The organism is Streptomyces sp. NPDC058525 (genome assembly GCF_042719495.1).
GTDB lineage: Bacteria > Actinomycetota > Actinomycetes > Streptomycetales > Streptomycetaceae > Streptomyces.
In genome coordinates, this window is the sequence record NZ_JBHXNP010000010.1 from 76,548 (window position 1) to 95,112 (window position 18,565).

Here is an 18,565-nt window from a genome sequence, read left to right on the forward strand (position 1 = left end):
GGGCGCCCGGAGCGGGCCGGGAGTGCGCGGGCACCCGGCCCACCCTCGCGCCAGGCGCCCGGCAAGATGTGCCAGAGTTGCCACCTCCCGGCGGTGAGGACGTACCGTACGGCGGACAGGCGTGAGCGCCGGGACCGGGACATCGGGAAGGGGCAGCTGGGTTGACCACGCACGCACCGCAGGCGGCGCAGTCCGTGACGCTGCCGGCCTCGCTCGACGAGGCCGTGGCGGCTCTCACCGCCATGCCCGCCGCCGTGCCCGTCGCGGGCGGCACCGACCTCATGGCCGCCGTCAACGCCGGGCAGCTGCGCCCCGCCGCGCTGGTGGGCCTGGGGCGCATCAACGAGATTCGCGGCTGGCAGTACCAGGACGGCCACGCGCTGCTCGGCGCGGGACTCACCCACGCGCGGATGGGACGGCCGGATTTCGCCGCTCTGATCCCCGCGCTGGCGGCCGCCGCCCGCGCCGCCGGGCCCCCGCAGATCCGCAACGCCGGAACCCTCGGCGGCAACATCGCCTCCGCCGCGCCCACGGGCGACGCCCTGCCCGTACTGGCCGCGCTGGAGGCCGTACTCGTCATCGTCGGCCCGGCCGGATCGCGCGAGATCCCCGTCTCGCACCTGCTGGCAGGCCGCGAGATGCTGCGGCCCGGCGAGCTGATCGGCTTCGTCCGGGTGCCGCTGCTGCACGCGCCGCAGGTGTTCCTCAAGGCCACGGGGCGGACGGGGCCGGGGCGCGCGGTGGCATCCGTGGGTCTGGTGCTGGACCCCGCGCGCCGGGGTGTGCGCTGCGCGATCGGGGCGGTCGCCCCGATGCCGCTGCGCCCGCTGGAGGCCGAGCAGTGGGTGGCCTCGCTGATCGACTGGGACGGGGAGCGGCACCTGGCCCCCGAGGCGCTGGAGGCCTTCGGCGAGTACGTCGCGGCCGCCTGCGTGCCCGACCAGGGGGAGCCGGTGGCCCCCGGTGTACTGCATCTGCGGCGGACGGTGGCCGTGCTGGCGCGCAGGGCCCTGGGGAGGGCGCTGAGCTCATGAGCGGGAACGAGAACGAGAACGTGACGCAGGGGAACGGAACGGCGAGCTGGGGCTGGGAGCCGGTGCCGCAGGGCGGCGAGTACGACTCCGACGCGACGGCCTTCGTGAAGCTGCCGCAGGACATGCTGGACGCGCTGGGGACCGGGGAGCCGCTCGCCGCGCCCGGCCACGGCTACGTGCCGCCGCCGATGATCGTGCCGCTCGGCTCGGCCAGCACGGACCCGTCGGCCACCGGTACGTGGACGCTTCCGGTGCAGTGGCCGGAGGCGGGCGCGTCGGCGCCGGCCGCTCCGGCCCCGGCCCCGGTCGGCGGGCCGATCCCGGCGTCGATCCCGATTCCGGCGTCGGTGGCCGCGGCGTTCGCCGAACCGGAGCCCGAGGCACAGGCGGAGCCGGTGCCCTCGCCGGCGCACTCCCCGTCGCAGCAGGAGCCGGATCCGGGCGCGACGGCCGAGTGGCGGTTCGCGGACGACTCCTCGTCGACCGGCCAGTGGGCCGCCGACTGGAGCCAGGCCCCGGCCACGCTGCCGGGCGGCGCCGCGGCGCCGTGGGCCGCCCACCCGGACTACGCGGCCCAGCAGCCGGAGCCCGGGCAGCAGCAGTACCCGTACCAGCCCGGGACGCTGCCGGGCACGGACGAGGCCGTGGCCTCGGCGGCCGCCGCACAGCGGATGCCGGGCGGGCCCGGTGTCGGCTCCGAGCCGCGGCGCGGGCCGCGCGTGCTGGGCGGCCCCGGTGTGGGCACGCCGATCCCGGAGGCGGGCGAGCCGGTGCACCCGGCCCCGCACGACATCGAGGCCGCTCACGGTGCGGCGGCCGTGCCGCTCGAGGAGGAGCGGCCGCATCCGGTCGCGCCCGGCGGGCTGGACCTGTTCGGGGGCGTGCGGGTCGGGGCGGAGGCGGCGGAGCCGGGGTTCGAGCACGGGCAGCAGGGGCGGCAGGGGCAGCCGGAGGCTGGGGCTGGGGTCGAGGCCGGGGCTGGGGCTGGGGCTGGGGTCGAGGCCGGGGGCGAGGTGCGGGCTGAGGGTCAGGCTGGGGCTGCGGTCGGGGCTGCGGTGCGGGCCGAGGCTGCGGTGCGGGCCGAGGCTGCGGTTGGGGCTCAGGCTGTGGTGCGGGCCGAGGCTGCGGTTGAGGCTCAGGCTGTGGCTCCGGTCGGGGCTCCGGTCGAGCCGGAGGCCGGGCCGGAGGGGCTGGTTCGGGCTGGGCTCGGGCAGGGGTTCGGGGCGGAGCCCGTCGCCGGGGCTCCCGCGGAGCCCGTCGCGCAGGCCCCGGCGGAGCCCGGGGTGGCCGGCGCGGGGGAGCCGTCTGCGGAGGCGGCGGAGCCCGGCGGTACGGACGGGCACGGGTTCGCCGGGGTCGCCCCCGGACCGGCCGGGATTCCGGTCGGCTCCACGCCGACCGGGGACACCGCCGACATCGCTGTGGCACCCCCGGCTGAGGACACCGCCGAAGGTTTCCCGACCGAGGTGCCGACGTACGGAGAAGAAACGGCGGCAGCCGAGGCCGTCGCCCATCACGAACACCCGCAGGCCTCCTACGTCCTGCGCGTCAACGGCGCCGACCGGCCCGTCACCGGCGCCTGGATCGGCGAGTCCCTGCTCTACGTGCTGCGTGAGCGGCTCGGCCTCGCCGGCGCCAAGGACGGCTGCTCGCAGGGCGAGTGCGGCGCCTGCGCCGTGCAGGTCGACGGCCGGCTCGTCGCCTCCTGCCTGGTCCCGGCCGCGACGGCCGCCGGGAGCGAGGTCCGCACCGTCGAGGGACTCGCGACGGACGGGGAACTCTCGGACGTGCAGCAGGCGTTGTGCAGGTCGGGTGCGGTGCAGTGCGGGTTCTGCGTGCCCGGCATGGCGATGACCATCCACGACCTGCTGGAGGGCAACCACGCCCCCAGCGAGCTCGAGACGCGTCAGGCCCTGTGCGGCAACCTCTGCCGCTGCTCCGGATACGCGGGGGTCATCGACGCCGTGCGCGACGTCGTGGCCGGGCGCGAGGCGGCGGCGGCCGAGGGGGCCCAGGGGCAGGGTCACGGCCAAGGCCACGGCCAGGGCTCGGCTTCGGCCCCGGCCCCGGTCGCTCCGGAGGCTCGCATTCCGCACCAGGCAGCGCCCGGCGAGGGCGGCATCCACCACGGAGGCACGGCGTGAGCGGGCAGGACGCGGCGACGGCGACGACAACGGTGAACACCACGGTCACCACCTTGGGGGCGGAGGACGGGGCCACGGCCGCCGAGCAGCGGGTACCGAGCGGAATCGGTGCGTCCGTCCCGGCCGCCGACACCCGCGCCAAGAGCGAGGGCACCTTCCCCTACGCCGCCGACCTGTGGGCCGAGGGCCTCCTGTGGGCCGCCGTACTGCGCTCCCCGCACGCCCACGCCCGGATCCTCTCCATCGACACCTCGGCCGCCGCCGAGATGCCCGGCGTGCGCGCCGTCGTCACCCACGCCGACGTCCCCGGCGCCACCACCCACGGCCGCCGCATCGCCGACCGGCCGGTCTTCGCCCACGACATCGTCCGCCACCACGGCGAGCCCATCGCCGCCGTCGCCGCCGACCACCCGGACACCGCCCGCCTCGCCGCCGCCGCGATCGCCGTCGAGTACGAGCTCCTCGACCCGGTCACCGACCCCGAGCAGGCCTTCGGCGCCCCCGCCCTGCACCCCGACGGCAACCTGATCCGGCACATCCCGCTCCGCTACGGCGACCCGGAAGTCACCGGCGAGGTCGTCGTCGAGGGCCTGTACCGCATCGGCCGCCAGGACCCCGCGCCCATCGGCGCCGAGGCCGGGCTCGCCGTGCCCCGCCCCGACGGCGGCGTCGAGCTGTACACCGCCTCCACCGACCCGCACACCGACCGCGACCTGGCCGCCGCCTGCTTCGGCCTGGAACCGGACCGCGTCCGCGTCGTCGTCACCGGCGTGCCGGGCGCGACGGCCGACCGCGAGGACGCGGCCTTCCAGCTCCCCCTCGGCCTGCTCGCCCTGCGCACGGGCTGCCCGGTCAAACTGGCCGCCACCCGCGAGGAGTCCTTCCTCGGCCACACCCACCGCCACCCCACCCTGCTGCGCTACCGCCACCACGCGGACGCGGAGGGCCGGCTGGTCAAGGTCGAGGCCCAGATCCTGATGGACGCCGGCGCGTACGCGGACGCCTCCTCGGAATCCCTCGCCGCGGCGGTCGCCTTCGCCTGCGGCCCGTACGTCGTCCCGCACGCCTTCGTGGAGGGCTGGGCGGTCCGCACCAACAACCCGCCGTCGGGCCACGTCCGCGGCGAGGGCGCCATGCAGGTGTGCGCCGCGTACGAAGGCCAGATGGACAAGCTCGCGGCCGCCCTCGGCATCGACGGCGCCGAACTGCGGCTGCGCAACGTCCTGGCCACGGGCGACCTCCTCCCGACCGGCCAGACGGTGACCTGCCCGGCACCGGTGGCCGAACTGCTGCGCGCGGTCCGCGACTTCAAGCTGCCCGCCCTCCCGAAGGACACCCCCGAGGACGAGTGGCTGCTGCCCGGCGGCCCGGAGGGCGCGGGCGAGCCGGGCGCGGTGCGGCGCGGAGTCGGGTACGGCGTCGGCATGGTGCACATGCTGGGCGCGGAGGGCGCCGACGAGGTCTCCACGGCCACCGTGAAGGTGGTGGGCGGCGCGGCGACGGTCATCTGCGCGGCCGTCGACACCGGCCAGGGCTTCGCGACGCTGGCCCGCCAGATCGTCCAGGAGGTACTGGGCGTCGACGAGGTGGCGATGGCCCCGGTCGACACCGACCAGCCGCCGGCCGGCCCGTCGGCGCACGGCCGGCACACGTGGGTGTCGGGCGGCGCGGTGGAACGCGCGGCGAAGATGGTGCGCACCCAGCTCCTCCAGCCGATGGCCCACAAGCTGGGCATGTCCACGGAGCTCCTGCAGATCGCGGACGGCCGGATCACGTCGTACGACGGCGCGTTCTCGACGACGGTCGCCGAGGCCATAGAAGGCAAGGAGCTCTGGGCGACGGCCCAGTGCCGCCCCCACCCGACGGAACCCCTGGACGCGGACGGCCAGGGCGACGCCTTCGTCGGCCTCGCCTTCTGCGCGATCCGCGCGGTGGTGGACGTGGACATCGAGCTGGGCTCGGTACGGGTCGTGGAGCTGGCGGTGGCCCAGGACGTCGGCCGGATCCTCAACCCGCGCCAGCTGGAGGCCCGTATCGAGGCGGGCGTCACGCAGGGCGTGGGCGCGGCCCTGACGGAGAACCTCCGCACGGTCTCGGGCCTGGTCCGCCACCCCGACCTGACCGGCTACGCCCTGCCGACGTCGCTGGACGCCCCGGCCGTCCGCATCGTCAAACTGGTCGAGGAACGGGACGTGGTGGCCCCCTTCGGCGCGAAGGCGGCGAGCGCGGTCCCCGTCGTGACGGCGCCCGCGGCGGTGGCCTCGGCGGTCCGGGCGGCCACCGGCCGCCCGGTCAACAGGCTCCCGATCCGGCCATCGGCGGCGGTCGCCGCACCCAACTCCTGACCTTGTGACCCGCATTGCACCTGCAACCTGGGAGTTGGGGCTGTGGGTGCCGGTCGCTACAGTGACCCGTGAGATTGCGTACGCGCGCGTGCGAACCGCGTGTGCGAACGGGGACGGGGAGTCGGGGAGGCCGGCGTGGCAGTGGAGAGCGAACCGGGACTGTTCGGGCAGGATCTGACGCCCGGACTGGCGGACGCGATCATGGCGCAGGCGGCGGCGCTGTCGGTCGAGTACGACACGATGAAGGAGTACAAGGGCCTGGTGGACGGCCTCCTGACATCACTGGAGGACTCCCAGGCCGACCACGGCAAGCTGGCCCACGGCACGCTCCCGGCGGGCGCCCTGGGCACGGGCTTCCCGGAGGCGGAGGCCCTCTTCGCCTCGTACAACACGGTCCACACGGAGCTGCAGACCCTGTCGAAGGGGCTGGCGGGCCAGATCGAGGCCCTGGGCATCGCGATCCTGACGGCGGGCAAGGGCTTCGGCGACGTGGACGAGGAGACCAAGCGGCGCATGGCGGCCATCGCTAAGGAAGCCCAGGAGCAGTACGACCCGAAGCGCGACCCGTACGCGCAGACACCGCCGCCGAACGACCCGGGTACGAACGGCGGCACGGGCCGGGGCGGTGAGATCTGATGGCGACGAACTTCGAGGGATACTCGCACGCGCAACTGGCCGCGATGGTCGCCTCGCTGGACCCGAAGACGGTCTCACAGCGCGGCACACAGCTCACCGAGGCCGCCAAGACCATCAAGGAGATCGGCCAGAAGCTCAAGGACCACAAGGTCAAGGGCTGGGAGGGCGAAGCCGCGACGGCCTTCCAGGAGTGGGTCAACCGCGCGGGCAGCGCAACGCTGGTCCTGGCCGACTTCAGCTCCACGGGCGGCCACTGGATGACGCTGGCGGCCCAGACCATGTCCGAGATCCACATGCCCAAGTACGACGCCGGGGCAGAGGCCGCCCTCAAGGAGAACCTCGAGATCTCCCGCAAGTACCACAACGACCCGGACGCGAAGCAGCTCGGCCAGGAGGCGTGGTCGAAGCTGAGCGGGGACCATACGCGGGCTGTGGACGCGCTGACGAAGCTGTCGCAGTCGTATGCGCTGTCCAAGACGGAGATGGACAAGGCGGAGATTCCTACGTTTCCTAAGCCGCCGGAGGTGTTCATTCCGCCTCATGTGGCCACTGACGTGGACAGGGATCGCTCCGGAGGAAGTTCCGGACCGGGGAGCTACTCAGGAAGCCCGTCCTATACCTCGTCGGCACCGAGCAGTACCGGCTCCGCGAACGAACCGGGCTGGGTTCCCGGGCATCCGCCCAGGCAGGACGTCACGCCGACGGCGCCCGTTCCTGTGCCCCCGGACCGCAACGTGGACGTGGATCTCGACACCGTCACCACGCTCCCGAACCCGACTGCGCCGCCGGTGACGGCGCCGCCCACCGGCCCCACGGCCCCCATCGGTCCGGCTCCCGTGGCCATCGCCCCGCCCGTGCCCCTGCCGCCGGTCGGTGGGTTGAAGACGATCCCCGGCATCGGCCCCGTCGGCCCGCTCGGGCCCGTCCCCGGCACGAGCGGGCCCTTGGGCAAGATCGGTCTGCCCCCGCGTGACACCGGCATCATGGGCGGCCGCCCGGTGACCCCGACAGGACCCGGCTCCGGCATCCCCCGCGGCACGGTCATCGGCACGGAGGCCGGCCATGCCGGACGCCCGGTGAACGGCATGATGGGCGGCGGCCTGGGCGGTGCCCCTACCGGAGCGGGCGCACCCGTCGGGGGCCGCCGACTGGCCACCGAGCCGGGAGGTATCGTCGGCGGGCGTCAGCCTGCGGCGGGCGGTCGGGCGACGCCGTTCACCCAGGGCGGTTCGGGCCTCGTGCGGAACGCCACCGGTGGCATGGGCGCGGGTACACCTACGCCGGGCAGGCGACGCGATGACCAGCGGGGCGAACGCCCCGACTACCTGGCCGAGGACGAAGAGACCTGGCAGGGCAACCGTCGTGTTGTTCCGCCGGTGATCGACTGAGCAGAACGGACTTTGTACGGGATGCGCATGCGTAAGACGACCTCGGCCCTGGTGGGTCTGCTGCTGGCCGGGGTCGCCGCGACCCCGGCCCACGCGGAGACCATTCGATCGCAGCAGTGGCACCTCGACGCCATGAAGGCCGACGACATCTGGAAGATCAGCACGGGCACAGGCGTGACCGTCGCGGTGATCGACAGCGGCATCGACCGCATCCCGGAGCTCGAAGGACAAGTGCTCCCCGGCAAGGACTTCGAACCCGAAAGCACCAGGGGTGACGAGCGCACGGATGTCAGCAGTCATGGCACCACCATGGCCGCAGTCATTGCCGGAACAGGAAAACACCCGAGCGGTGACGGGGCATTTGGACTGGCACCTGGTGCCAAGATCCTTCCGATTCGAGTACCTCACGACATGCAGCTGGCGACCCCATCGTGGGCTGCTGCCATTCGTTATGCAGCGGACTCAGACGCCAAGATCATCAACATCTCCCTGGCGATCGGTGGCACGCCGAAGGACGACGAGGCGCGCAGCGAAGCGGTGAAGTATGCCCTCTCCAAAGGGAAGCTGATCTTCGCCGGCGCAGGCAATGACGGCAACAGGACGGTCAAGTACCCGGCCGCGACCCCCGGAGTGGTGGGTGTCGGAGCCGTGGACGCCAGCGGAGAGCCGACCAAGGAGTCGCAGCAGGGCCCGTTCATTGACATGGCTGCTCCTGGCATCGACATCGTCACGGGCTGCGCCGGCAAGACGGGGCTCTGCACGAGTCACGGCACAAGTGACGCGACCGCCCTCGCCTCCGCCTCCGCCGCCCTCCTCTGGTCCGCGCACCCCGACTGGACCAACAACCAAGTGCTCCGCGTTCTCCTGAACACCGCCGGCAAGCCCGTCGACGGCTCCCAGCGCAACGACTTCGTCGGCTACGGCGTCGTCCGCCCCCGCGTCGCCGTGCCCACCCCCGGTGACCCCGGCCCGGCGAACGAGTTCCCGCTGCCCGACCTGGCGGCTGCCGAGGCGGCGGCCAAGGCGCCCTCGGCCTCCGCGGACGGCAAGGCTCCCGACTCGGCGGCTTCGCCGAAGCCGGGGGCTCAGGCCGAGGAGAAGGAGGAGGGCAATCTCCTTCCCTGGATCGGAATCGGGCTGGGAGCCTGCCTGCTGATCGGCGGGGCCGTCACGGCCGTCGTCGTACGCCGTAACCGCTGAGCCCTGACCGCTGACCGCTGACCCGACCCGACGAGGGAGTTCACGCGATGTCGTTCGACGAGGAATGGTCGGCGGCGCGCGCCACGGCCGCCGCCAACGTCTCCATGCGGCTCAATCAGGTCCCGGTCGATCCGGGCGGCGGCGGGAGCGGCGGCCTCGATCTGAACCAGGACCACATCGGCGCCATCGGCTCCGAGGCGTACAAGCTCCACTCCCGGCTGCAGACGGACGGCAAGCACGCCGCGACCTCCACCGCCGAGGCGGCGGGCGCGCTCACGAAGGAGAACTTCGCGAGCGGGGCGGCGCTGAGCAAGGCGAACACTTCCTGGGAGAGCCAGGTGAAGACCCTCGTGGCCGCCTGCGCGAACATCTCCAACGGGCTGAACTACTCGCTCTCCTCCCACGCCAAGGACGAGGAGCAACTGCGCGCCGACTTCACCACGTCCGCGCTCAACTCATACCTCAAGTAGGCGCCCGCATGCTGACGTACGAGAACGTGATGAACGCCCCGCTGGACAAGCTCCAGACGGCCGTCGCCGACTGGAAGGCGATGGTCGCCAAGCTGGACGAGCTGGCCGAGGCGGCGCGCAACGGCATGAAGACGAAGGCCGACAAGGCCGAATGGAGCGGGGTCACCGCTGGCGTGGGCCGGGAGTTCGTCGGCAAGACGGCCAAGGAGTTCGACGACGCGGCCAAAGCGGCCAAGGGCGTGCACCAGCTCCTCAGCGAGGCCCACACCGCCATGAAGACGGCTCGGGCCGCACTGAAGAAGGCCGCCGAGGAGGAGGCCCCGGCGGCCGGGTTCCGTGTCGACGCGGCCGGCAAGGTCTCGGCTGTTCCGATGGACCCGAAGGTCGAATTCGCGGCCCGGCACGACCCGGACTATCCCGAGTTCAAGCGCAAGCAGGAGGAGAACCGCAAGGCCTGGCAGGCGAAGCTGGACCAGCTGGTCGACAACTGCGCGGACGCCGACGAGTCCCTGGCCCGCGCGCTGGGCGCGAACGTCACGGACGGGCACGACTTCAGCGGGCCGAAGTACTCCAGCCTCGACGCGGAGCAGGCCGGGCGCGCCGCTGACCTCGCCAAGAAGGGGCGGGACCTCAAGCACGACGAACTGGTCGAACTCAACGAGCTGCTCGCGGACAACGCCAAGGTTCCGGAGTTCTCCAAGAACTTCTACGAAACGCTCGGGCCCAAGGGCGCGCTCGAGTTCTTCGGGTACATGTCCACCGATACCTACGATTACTCGAAGCTCGACGAGCAGCGGCTCAAGGACGTCCAGGAGCTCCAGAAGAACCTGGGCCTCAACCTGGCCACCGCGACCAGCTCCAAGAGCGAGCCGCATCTGCCGGACAGCTTCGCGCAGGAGCTGCGCAAGCTGGGTACCCAGCACATCCCGCTCGCGAAATACGACCAGAACCCGCCGTACGGGTACCAACTGCTCGGCGGCATCATGCGGTACGGCAGCTACGACCCCAAGTTCCTGGTCCCCATCGCCGAGCACGCGACCCAGATCCATGCCAAGGACCCGGACTTCTTCAACTCGACCCGGCACCTGAACGGCTACGGCAAGAACCTGTTCAACCCCTCCGGGGTCAACGGCGCAGGCTACGACCCGGTGGTCAGCTTCCTGGAGGCGATGGGGCACAGCCCGGACGCGGCCAAGGAATTCTTCGACCCGGATCGCACGCCGCACGCTTACAACCACGACGGGACCGAGAAGTCCGGTACCGCCGATCTGGGCAAGGACGCTGCCAAGAAGACGATCACGAATTACCTCGACTTCTTCGGCAACGAGAAGTACGACTTCACGATCGACATGGAAGGCATGAATCCGGACGACCTGAAGAAGGTCCAGCAGTACATGCCGGACGCACTCGGGCACGCCCTGGAGGCGGCGACGCTCGGCCACGCCTGGGACGACCCGTCGCCGAAGCTGGTCCGGGACGAGACGTCGTCAAGCATCATGCAAGAGGTCGTGTCCAAGTACGGCGGCGATGCCAAGCTGCTGAACAATCAGGCGTCCCTGGCTGACAGCCTGGGAAACATGGGCGCAGGTTATATCGACGACCTGAACCACAGCCTGCGTGAGAACGGCCCGACGAGCGTGTTCGCACCTGTGGCGGAGGGGCACGCGACGTTCGATCGGGATACGGCTCGCAAGTTCCTGAGCAGTCTGGGTCAGCATCCCGATTCCTATCTCACCATGTCCCGTGCTGAGTCGGTCTTCCAGGCTTCGATGCTGGAGTCTCAGGTGGGGCCCGGTGGCAAGCTGAACCAGAGCGGTCTGATGGAGGCGGCTCGTACGGGCGGCGAATTCCAGGGCATTTTGGACGAGTCCCGAGCGAAGCAGATCGATGCCGACGCCAAGAAGTGGGTCGAGGACTACGAGAAGGCCGTGGAGAAGCGCTCGGGCTGGATCGAGTTCGGCACCACGGCGGCGATCGCGGCCGGCGTCGCGTTCTTGCCCGCGACTGCGGCGGCCGCCGGCGCCGCAGCAGTCCTGGTGCCCCTCGCCGTCGACACGGGCAGCGGTGCGCTGGAGCAGGTTGCGAGCGGCCTGGTGAAGGACTGGTCGGATGCCGAAGCGGAGCGCAAGAAGGAACAGGTGGAGGACAAGGCCCACGAGGACAGGGCCAGTGTCTACAACCATGGCGAGGCGATGGCCGGCTCGCCTGTGAAGCATTTCCTGGAACAGCACCCCGTGGGACCGGAAGATCCGTTCGACGAGACGCTGAAGCAGTCCAACCTGACGGGCTACAACTTCGGCTGGGGTATCGAACAGCACACCGGCAATCAGTCCGTCACGAAGAAGTGAGGTACGAGGGTGGTTCGGGGGAGTTCGGGAATTGGCGGGCGACGCGGCCGGGTGGCGGCCCTGGCCCTCGTGAGTGCGGTCCTGCTCGCGGGCTGTGGCGGGGACGGGGACAAGCCCAGTGTGCCGACCGAGCTCTCCGCGGCGGAGGTGTGTCCGGAGGAGATTCTTGCCCCTGACGCGGTGCGCGGTCTGGAGAAGGTCAGCGGTGCCACCGTGTTCGCGCCGCCGAAGAGCGGGGAGAGCGCCGGCATCGCGTGGGTGGCCGATGTGCTGGCCCAGGGCTATGCGAAAGCGGGCGGCTCGCTCGGTGGGCAAGCCTGCAAGGCCACTCCGCTCGACGACCAGAACCGGCGGCGGGTCTCGGTGGGTTTCGAGATCCAGAGTGACCTGGAACGGACCGGGGAGAACAGCGAGAGCGGGAAGGGCCACTACTGGGAGTACGACCTGGGCCGCAACGCGCTGGCGATATCGAATCAGGCGAAACTCTTCTTCGACTGCGCGAGCACTCGCCTCGCAGGGCTCGACAAAGCGGTGCCCGTCGCTGGGAGCGTGACGGTGTCGGACGGGTCCAAGGGGGATGAACCCGAGCTGCGTGAGGCGAACCTCGCCATCGTGCACTCGGCGTCCCTCGCCATGGCCAAAGAACTCGGATGCAAGGACAACGGCGGCCTGCCGGACAAGCTGGTCGTCAAGCAGAAGGCCGCCCGGACGGCATAGCGCCGGGCCGCACCCGGCACGGCGAAGGCCGCTCAGGAGGGTCCTGAGCGGCCTTCGGGGGAAGCCGTGACCGGAATCGAACCGGCGTAACTCCCCGCGGGCGGAGCCCGCTGTCAGACACTGTGCAGGCGAGTCCCTCAACCACTCGGGCACACGGCTGTGGGGTGGTGATGGGTATGACCGTATGGGCCCCGGTCCCGCCGGGGGAAGGGGCGTGCGGTGGGTGCAATGGGAATGCCATGCCCCGTTCACAGTCCCTGGTCCTAGGACCAAGGGACGAGGCGGGGTCCGTCCGATTGACAGGGTCCAAAAGCGGGGACGCCCCTTACTCTGGGGCGATGAGTGCCCTTGAACCCCGTGTGCCCCAGATACCCGCGCCGATCCCGGCCCCCTCCCAGGGCGGGATCCTCGGGGCCGCGTACCGGACGCTCAGCATCGGGATCATCTCCGTCGTGTTCCTGATCGCCTTCGAGGCCACCGCCGTGGGGACGGCCATGCCCGTCGCCGCGCGGGAGCTGGAGGGGGTCGGGCTCTACGCCTTCGCCTTCTCCGCCTACTTCACCACCAGCCTCTTCGGCATGGTCCTGTCCGGGCAGTGGGCCGACCGGCAGGGGCCGCTGCGGCCGCTCACCGTCGGGATCGCGTCCTTCGCGACCGGGCTCGTCGTGTCCGGGACCGCCGGCCTCATGGGGCTGTTCGTGCTCGGCCGGGCCGTGCAGGGGTTCGGGGGCGGGCTGGTGATCGTCGCCCTGTACGTCGTCGTCAGCCGCGCCTACGAGGACCGGCTGCGGCCCGCGATCATGGCGGCCTTCGCCGCGAGCTGGGTGGTGCCGTCCATCGTCGGCCCGCTGGCCTCCGGGACCGTGACCGAGCACCTCGGCTGGCGGTGGGTGTTCCTCGGCATCCCGGTGCTCGTCGTCGTTCCGCTCGCCGTCGCGCTGCCCGCGATACGCAGGACCGCCTCCGGGCCGGTGGACCCCGACGCACCGCCCGTCGCCTTCGACCGGCGCCGGATCCGCCTCGCCTTCGGGATCTCGCTCGGCGCCGGCCTGCTCCAGTACGCCGCCCAGGACCTGCGGTGGCTCTCGCTGCTCCCGGCGGCCGCGGGCGTGGCCCTGCTGGTGCCGGCCGTGCTGGGGCTGCTGCCGCGCGGGACGTACCTGGCGCGGCGCGGGCTGCCGTCGGTGGTGCTGCTGCGCGGGGTCGCGGCGGGGTCGTTCATCGCGGCCGAGAGCTTCGTACCGCTGATGCTGGTCACCCAGCGGGGGCTGAGCCCGACCATGGCCGGGTTCTCGCTGGCGCTGGGCGGGCTGACCTGGGCGGGCGGCTCGTGGGTCCAGTCGAAGGGGCGGATGGCCCCGTACCGGGAACGGCTGATGGTGGGCGGGATGGTGCTCGTCGCCCTCGCCATCGCCGCGGCGCCCGCCGTGCTGATCGAGTCCGTGCCGGTGTGGACGCTGGCCCTGGCCTGGGCGATGGGCTGCCTGGGGATGGGCCTGGTGATCGGCTCCACCAGCGTGCTGCTGCTGAAGCTGTCGGCACCGGAGGAGGCGGGGGCCAACTCCGCCTCCCTGCAGATCTCCGACGCCCTGGCCAATGTGGTGCTGCTGGCCGCGGGCGGTGCGGCGTTCGCCGCGCTGGGCGGGGGAGCGGTGGGGGCCGGCCACGCCCTGGGGGAGGCCGCGACGGCCTCGCATCCCGCCGCGTTCGTGGTGGTGTTCCTGCCGATGGCCTGCGTGGCGCTGGTGGGCGCGTGGGTCGCGACCCGGCTCGAGCCCGCCGCGAAGTGACCGGCGTGATGTGAGCGGCGCGACGTGACCCGCGCGACGTGACCCGCGCGAAGTGACCCGCGCGAAGTGACCCGCGCGACGTGACCGGCGCGCAGCCACCGCCGCGAAGCCACCCCCGCGCAGTGATCGCCGCGAAGCCACCCCCGCGCAGTGACCGCCGCGAAGCCACCGCCGCGCAGTGATCGCCGCGAAGCCACCGCCGCGCAGTGATCGCCGCGAAGCCACCGCCGCGCAGTGATCGCCGCGAAGCCACCGCCGCGCAGTGACCGCGGCCAAGCCACCGCCGCGCCGTACGAGGAGCACCGCCGCGCCGCACGAACCGGTGTGACGCTCGCCGCACCCGCCGAGGTCATGGGCCTGTCCCTCCTCGACGGGTCGGCCCGTCCCGGTAAGGTGGCCCGGTTGTCCTACGTACGACTGCCGAGAGCGACGAACCGGAGACCGTGACTACTACCGCCTCCCACCACCTCTCACCCGCCTTCCCCGGCCGTGCCCCCTGGGGTACCGCCAACAAGCTGCGCGCCTGGCAGCAGGGGGCGCTGGACCGCTACATCCAGAACCAGCCGCGGGACTTCCTCGCGGTCGCCACCCCCGGCGCCGGAAAGACCACCTTCGCGCTCACCCTCGCCTCCTGGCTGCTGCACCACCACGTCGTGCAGCAGGTCACCGTGGTCGCGCCGACCGAGCACCTGAAGAAGCAGTGGGCCGACGCCGCCGCGCGGATAGGCATCCGGCTGGATCCGGAGTACTCCGCAGGGCCGCTGAGCAAGGACTACCACGGGGTCGCCGTCACCTACGCCGGCGTCGGCGTGCGCCCGATGCTGCACCGCAACCGCTGCGAGCAGCGCAAGACCCTGGTGATCCTCGACGAGATCCACCACGCGGGCGACTCGAAGTCCTGGGGCGAGGCCTGCCTGGAGGCCTTCGACCCGGCGACCCGGCGCCTGGCCCTGACCGGTACGCCCTTCCGGTCCGACACCAACCCCATCCCCTTCGTCGCCTACGAGGAGGGCAACGACGGGATCCGGCGGTCCTCCGCCGACTACACCTACGGCTACGGGAACGCGCTCGGCGACGGCGTCGTCCGGCCGGTCATCTTCCTCTCCTACAGCGGCAACATGCGCTGGCGCACGAAGGCCGGCGACGAGATCGCCGCGCGGCTCGGCGAGCCGATGACCAAGGACGCCATCTCGCAGGCCTGGCGCACGGCCCTGGACCCGCGCGGCGACTGGATGCCGAACGTGCTGCGCGCCGCCGACCAGCGGCTGACGGAGGTCAGGAAGGGCATTCCCGACGCGGGCGGCCTGGTCATCGCCTCCGACCAGGACTCGGCACGCGCGTACGCCAAACTGCTGCGCGAGATCACGGGTACCAAGGCGACCGTCGTACTGTCCGACGACACCGGCGCGTCGAAGCGGATCGACGAGTTCAGTGCCGACGGCAGCCGCTGGATGGTCGCGGTCCGCATGGTGTCCGAAGGCGTCGACGTGCCACGGCTCGCGGTCGGCGTGTACGCGACGACCATCTCGACGCCGCTGTTCTTCGCCCAGGCCGTCGGGCGCTTCGTGCGATCGCGCAGACGTGGCGAGACCGCGTCCGTGTTCCTTCCGACCATCCCCTACCTGCTCGGCTTCGCGAACGAGATGGAGGTCGAGCGCGACCACGTCCTCGACAAGCCGAAGAAGCAGGGCGAGGAGGACCCGTACGCCGAGTCCGAGAAGGAGATGGACGAGGCGAACAAGCAGGAGGACGAGGACACCGGCGAGGACGAGCAGATGTCCTTCGAGGCGCTGGAGTCCGACGCCGTCTTCGACCGGGTGCTGTACGACGGCGCCGAGTTCGGCATGCAGGCGCACCCGGGCAGCGAGGAGGAGCAGGACTACCTCGGCATCCCCGGGCTGCTCGAACCGGACCAGGTGCAGATGCTGCTGCAGAAGCGCCAGTCGCGGCAGATCGCGCACAGCCGGCGCAAGCCGGACGCGGAGGCGGACCTGCTGGAGCTGCCGGCCGACCGGCGGCCCGTGGTCTCGCACAAGGAGCTGCTGGAGCTGCGCAAGTCGCTCAACACGATGGTGGGTGCGTACGTCCACCAGAGCGGCAAGCCGCACGGGGTCATCCACACGGAGCTGCGCCGGGTGTGCGGCGGGCCGCCGAGCGCGGAGGCGACGGCGGGGCAGCTGCGCGAGCGGATCAAGAAGGTGCAGGAGTGGGCCACCCGGATGCGGTGAGGTGCCGGTGCCGGTGCCGGTGCCGGTGCCGGAGCCAGGGCCGGTGCCGGGGCCGGTGGTGGTTCCGATGTTCGCGGGCGCGGTGACCGGACGGTCGTCGGGACGGTCGTCGGGAACGGGGTTCGTACGCGGGTGAGTGCGGGCCCCGTTCGTGCGTACGGACGCGGGCGCCGGTGATCCCGGGTGTCGTTCCCGACAAGATCAGAGTAAGCGCGGGGCAAAGGGCTCTTGGAGGGAACGAGGTCACGAATCGACACCAGGGTCGATCAGGAACCGGCATAAAGCGGTAGCAGGCGCCCGGATTCTGGACGAGGCCTTCCGCTGAGCGGACCCGCTCGCTACTGTCCCCGCATCGAACGCACCGTGGCAGCGCCGCCGCGGGAGCGCAGCCGGTGCCATGGCCGCTACCGGCGGCCTCTCCGTGCGCCGCCGCGGGACCGGCGGCGTGCCACCCCGAGAGTCACCGCCGCTCACCGAAAGAGGGAGAGGCGTCGTGACCGCGGAAACCTCCCAGACTCTCGACAGAGGGCTCAGAGTCCTCAAACTGCTCGCCGACACCGACCACGGTCTGACCGTCACCGAGCTTTCCAACCGCCTCGGTGTGAACCGCACCGTGGTCTACCGGCTCCTGGCCACCCTGGAGCAGCACGCCCTGGTCCGCCGTGACCTCGGCGGCCGGGCCCGGGTCGGGCTCGGGGTGCTGCGGCTGGGCCGGCAGGTGCATCCGCTCGTACGCGAGGCGGCCCTGCCCGCGCTGCGGTCGCTCGCCGAGGACATCGGTGCCACCGCGCACCTGACCCTCGTCGACGGCACCGAGGCGCTGGCCGTCGCCGTCGTCGAGCCGACCTGGACGGACTACCACGTGGCCTACCGGGCCGGCTTCCGCCACCCGCTGGACCGCGGGGCCGCGGGGCGGGCCATTCTGGCCGCCCGTCAGGGAGCCTTGATCGAGCCGGGGTACACGCTGACCCACGGGGAGCTGGAAGCGGGCGCCAGTGGCGCTGCCGCGCCGCTCGTGGGGATAACCGGGCTGGAGGGCAGCGTGGGCGTGGTGATGCTGGCGGACGCGGTGCCGGAGCGGGTGGGGCCGCGGGTCGTGGACGCGGCGCGTGAGGTGGCCGACGCCCTTCGCTAGGCCGCGGGCTTGGCGGTCGCCTCCCGGCCTTCCGGTCTCGGGTCGTGGGTCGGGTGCGGCGCCGTTGCCGGGGGCGCTGCCCCCGGACCCCCGCGCCTCAAACGCCGGCGGGGCTGGTTTGGGCCGGGCTGGGCGTTGCCCGGCGGGGCTGGTGGGGTGGGGTGGTCGGGCAGATAGATTGGCTGGGTGCTCTCTCGTCTTCTGCGGATGCCGCGTCCCGTTGCCCTGGCCGTCTGTGCCGTGCCCGTGGTCGGGCTGTTCGCCGTTGCGGTCCTTGCGCCGCTGCCTTTCGTGGTCGCCCAGCCCGGGCTCACGGCCGACGTGCTGGGCGAGCGGGACGGGAAGCCCGTCATCACGGTCGCCGGTGCGCCGACCCGGCCGACCACGGGCCAGCTGCGGATGACCACCATCCAGGCCACCGGCCCGTCCACGACGGTGAACCTGCCCGAGCTCCTCGACAACTGGTTCGACAGCTCCCGGGCCGTCATGCCCAAGGAAGTCGTCTATTCCTCGGGCGGAACCGACAAGGAGATCGAGCAGCACAACCTGGAGGAAATGGCCAAATCCCAGTCGGCCGCCGCCGAGGCCGCCCTCGGCTTTCTCCACAAGGACCCCAAGGACGTGAAGGTCGACCTGAACCTCGCCGACGTCGGCGGGCCCAGCGCCGGACTGCTCTTCTCCCTCGGCATCGTCGACAAGCTCGACGGCGACGGCAGCGGAGGCGACCTCACCGGCGGGCGCACCATCGCCGGTACGGGCACCATCGCCGCGAACGGCGAGGTCGGCGCGGTCGGCGGGGTCGCCCTGAAGACGCAGGCCGCGCGGCGCGACGGGGCGACGGTGTTCCTCGTACCGAAGGCCGAGTGCTCGGACGCGCAGTCCGAGCTCCCCGAAGGGCTCCGGCTGATCCCCGTCACGTCTCTGACGGACGCGGTGAACTCCCTGCGGGCACTGAACCGCGGCGAGGACGCTCCGTCCTGCTGACGGGTACCGCGGCCGGCCCGCCCATCGGCATGGCCGGCTCGCAGCCCGCCGTGCTCACTCCCGAGACCCGGCTGCGCAGTTCCTCCGGCACCCTCTCGTACACGATCGTGGCCAGGATCGGGTCGAGCACGCCCGCGCCGAGCCCG

Annotated in this window: 13 protein-coding genes and 1 tRNA gene; 13 read left to right on the plus strand and 1 reads right to left on the minus strand. The window is 72.2% G+C overall.

Annotation, left to right across the window (positions count from 1 at the left end; genetic code table 11):
- The first annotated feature begins 161 nt into the window (after window positions 1-161).
- The 9 genes from ACFWP3_RS08180 (at window position 162) to ACFWP3_RS08220 (ending at window position 12,282) form a co-directional block, all read left to right on the plus strand.
- Window positions 162-1,034 carry an FAD binding domain-containing protein gene (locus ACFWP3_RS08180; protein ID WP_384217481.1) on the plus strand — a complete coding sequence of 291 codons (873 nt, stop codon included), beginning with the start codon at window positions 162-164 and terminating at the stop codon, window positions 1,032-1,034.
- On the plus strand, window positions 1,031-3,178 hold the full coding sequence (locus ACFWP3_RS08185; protein WP_384217483.1) for a 2Fe-2S iron-sulfur cluster-binding protein: 2,148 nt from the start codon (window positions 1,031-1,033) through the stop codon (window positions 3,176-3,178). The genes ACFWP3_RS08180 and ACFWP3_RS08185 overlap by 4 nt, the downstream gene beginning before the upstream one ends.
- The gene (locus ACFWP3_RS08190; RefSeq protein ID WP_384217485.1) at window positions 3,175-5,523 is read left to right on the plus strand and encodes a xanthine dehydrogenase family protein molybdopterin-binding subunit; all 2,349 of its coding nucleotides are present in this window, start codon (window positions 3,175-3,177) and stop codon (window positions 5,521-5,523) included. Before ACFWP3_RS08185 ends, ACFWP3_RS08190 begins: the two co-directional genes overlap by 4 nt.
- Window positions 5,524-5,658: 135 nt before the next feature.
- Window positions 5,659-6,159, plus strand: coding sequence for a hypothetical protein (locus ACFWP3_RS08195; protein ID WP_384217488.1), 501 nt, complete (start codon window positions 5,659-5,661; stop codon window positions 6,157-6,159).
- Complete coding sequence (locus ACFWP3_RS08200; protein ID WP_384217490.1) at window positions 6,159-7,547, plus strand: WXG100 family type VII secretion target; 1,389 nt, start codon at window positions 6,159-6,161, stop codon at window positions 7,545-7,547. Before ACFWP3_RS08195 ends, ACFWP3_RS08200 begins: the two co-directional genes overlap by 1 nt.
- Before the next feature lie 51 nt (window positions 7,548-7,598).
- Window positions 7,599-8,747 carry a type VII secretion-associated serine protease mycosin gene (gene mycP, locus ACFWP3_RS08205; RefSeq protein WP_384217493.1) on the plus strand — a complete coding sequence of 383 codons (1,149 nt, stop codon included), beginning with the start codon at window positions 7,599-7,601 and terminating at the stop codon, window positions 8,745-8,747.
- 47 nt (window positions 8,748-8,794) lie between these two features.
- Complete coding sequence (locus ACFWP3_RS08210; protein WP_384217495.1) at window positions 8,795-9,217, plus strand: hypothetical protein; 423 nt, start codon at window positions 8,795-8,797, stop codon at window positions 9,215-9,217.
- 8 nt (window positions 9,218-9,225) lie between these two features.
- Window positions 9,226-11,565 (plus strand): hypothetical protein, encoded by a 2,340-nt coding sequence (locus ACFWP3_RS08215; protein WP_384217498.1) that lies wholly within the window; start codon window positions 9,226-9,228, stop codon window positions 11,563-11,565.
- A gap of 120 nt (window positions 11,566-11,685) precedes the next feature.
- Complete coding sequence (locus ACFWP3_RS08220) at window positions 11,686-12,282, plus strand: hypothetical protein (protein ID WP_384217500.1); 597 nt, start codon at window positions 11,686-11,688, stop codon at window positions 12,280-12,282.
- A 61-nt stretch (window positions 12,283-12,343) separates the two neighbouring features.
- Here ACFWP3_RS08220 and ACFWP3_RS08225 read toward each other — a convergent pair.
- A tRNA-OTHER gene (locus ACFWP3_RS08225) sits at window positions 12,344-12,441 on the minus strand.
- Between the two features lie 179 nt (window positions 12,442-12,620).
- Here ACFWP3_RS08225 and ACFWP3_RS08230 point away from each other — a divergent pair.
- The 4 genes from ACFWP3_RS08230 (at window position 12,621) to ACFWP3_RS08245 (ending at window position 18,419) form a co-directional block, all read left to right on the plus strand.
- A complete protein-coding gene (locus tag ACFWP3_RS08230; RefSeq protein ID WP_384217502.1) occupies window positions 12,621-14,072 on the plus strand; it encodes an MFS transporter in 1,452 nt (483 codons plus the stop codon).
- Window positions 14,073-14,515: 443 nt separating this feature from the next.
- Window positions 14,516-16,300, plus strand: a complete 1,785-nt coding sequence (locus ACFWP3_RS08235; RefSeq protein ID WP_384217505.1) for a DEAD/DEAH box helicase — start codon at window positions 14,516-14,518, stop codon at window positions 16,298-16,300.
- 493 nt (window positions 16,301-16,793) lie between these two features.
- Window positions 16,794-17,435, plus strand: a complete 642-nt coding sequence (locus tag ACFWP3_RS08240; RefSeq protein WP_069920456.1) for an IclR family transcriptional regulator — start codon at window positions 16,794-16,796, stop codon at window positions 17,433-17,435.
- 207 nt (window positions 17,436-17,642) lie between these two features.
- The gene (locus ACFWP3_RS08245) at window positions 17,643-18,419 is read left to right on the plus strand and encodes a PDZ domain-containing protein (RefSeq protein ID WP_384217611.1); all 777 of its coding nucleotides are present in this window, start codon (window positions 17,643-17,645) and stop codon (window positions 18,417-18,419) included.
- Window positions 18,420-18,565 lie beyond the last annotated feature (146 nt).

What these genes read in the sequence shown, in the direction of transcription:
- ACFWP3_RS08185 (WP_384217483.1), top strand. Translation starts at nt 1,031, where the DNA reads ATGAGCGGGAACGAGAACGAGAACGTGACGCAGGGGAACGGAACGGCG.
- ACFWP3_RS08200 (WP_384217490.1), top strand. Translation starts at nt 6,159, where the DNA reads ATGGCGACGAACTTCGAGGGATACTCGCACGCGCAACTGGCCGCGATG.
- ACFWP3_RS08210 (WP_384217495.1), top strand. Translation starts at nt 8,795, where the DNA reads ATGTCGTTCGACGAGGAATGGTCGGCGGCGCGCGCCACGGCCGCCGCC.
- ACFWP3_RS08215 (WP_384217498.1), top strand. Translation starts at nt 9,226, where the DNA reads ATGCTGACGTACGAGAACGTGATGAACGCCCCGCTGGACAAGCTCCAG.
- ACFWP3_RS08230 (WP_384217502.1), top strand. Translation starts at nt 12,621, where the DNA reads ATGAGTGCCCTTGAACCCCGTGTGCCCCAGATACCCGCGCCGATCCCG.
- ACFWP3_RS08245 (WP_384217611.1), top strand. Translation starts at nt 17,643, where the DNA reads ATGCCGCGTCCCGTTGCCCTGGCCGTCTGTGCCGTGCCCGTGGTCGGG.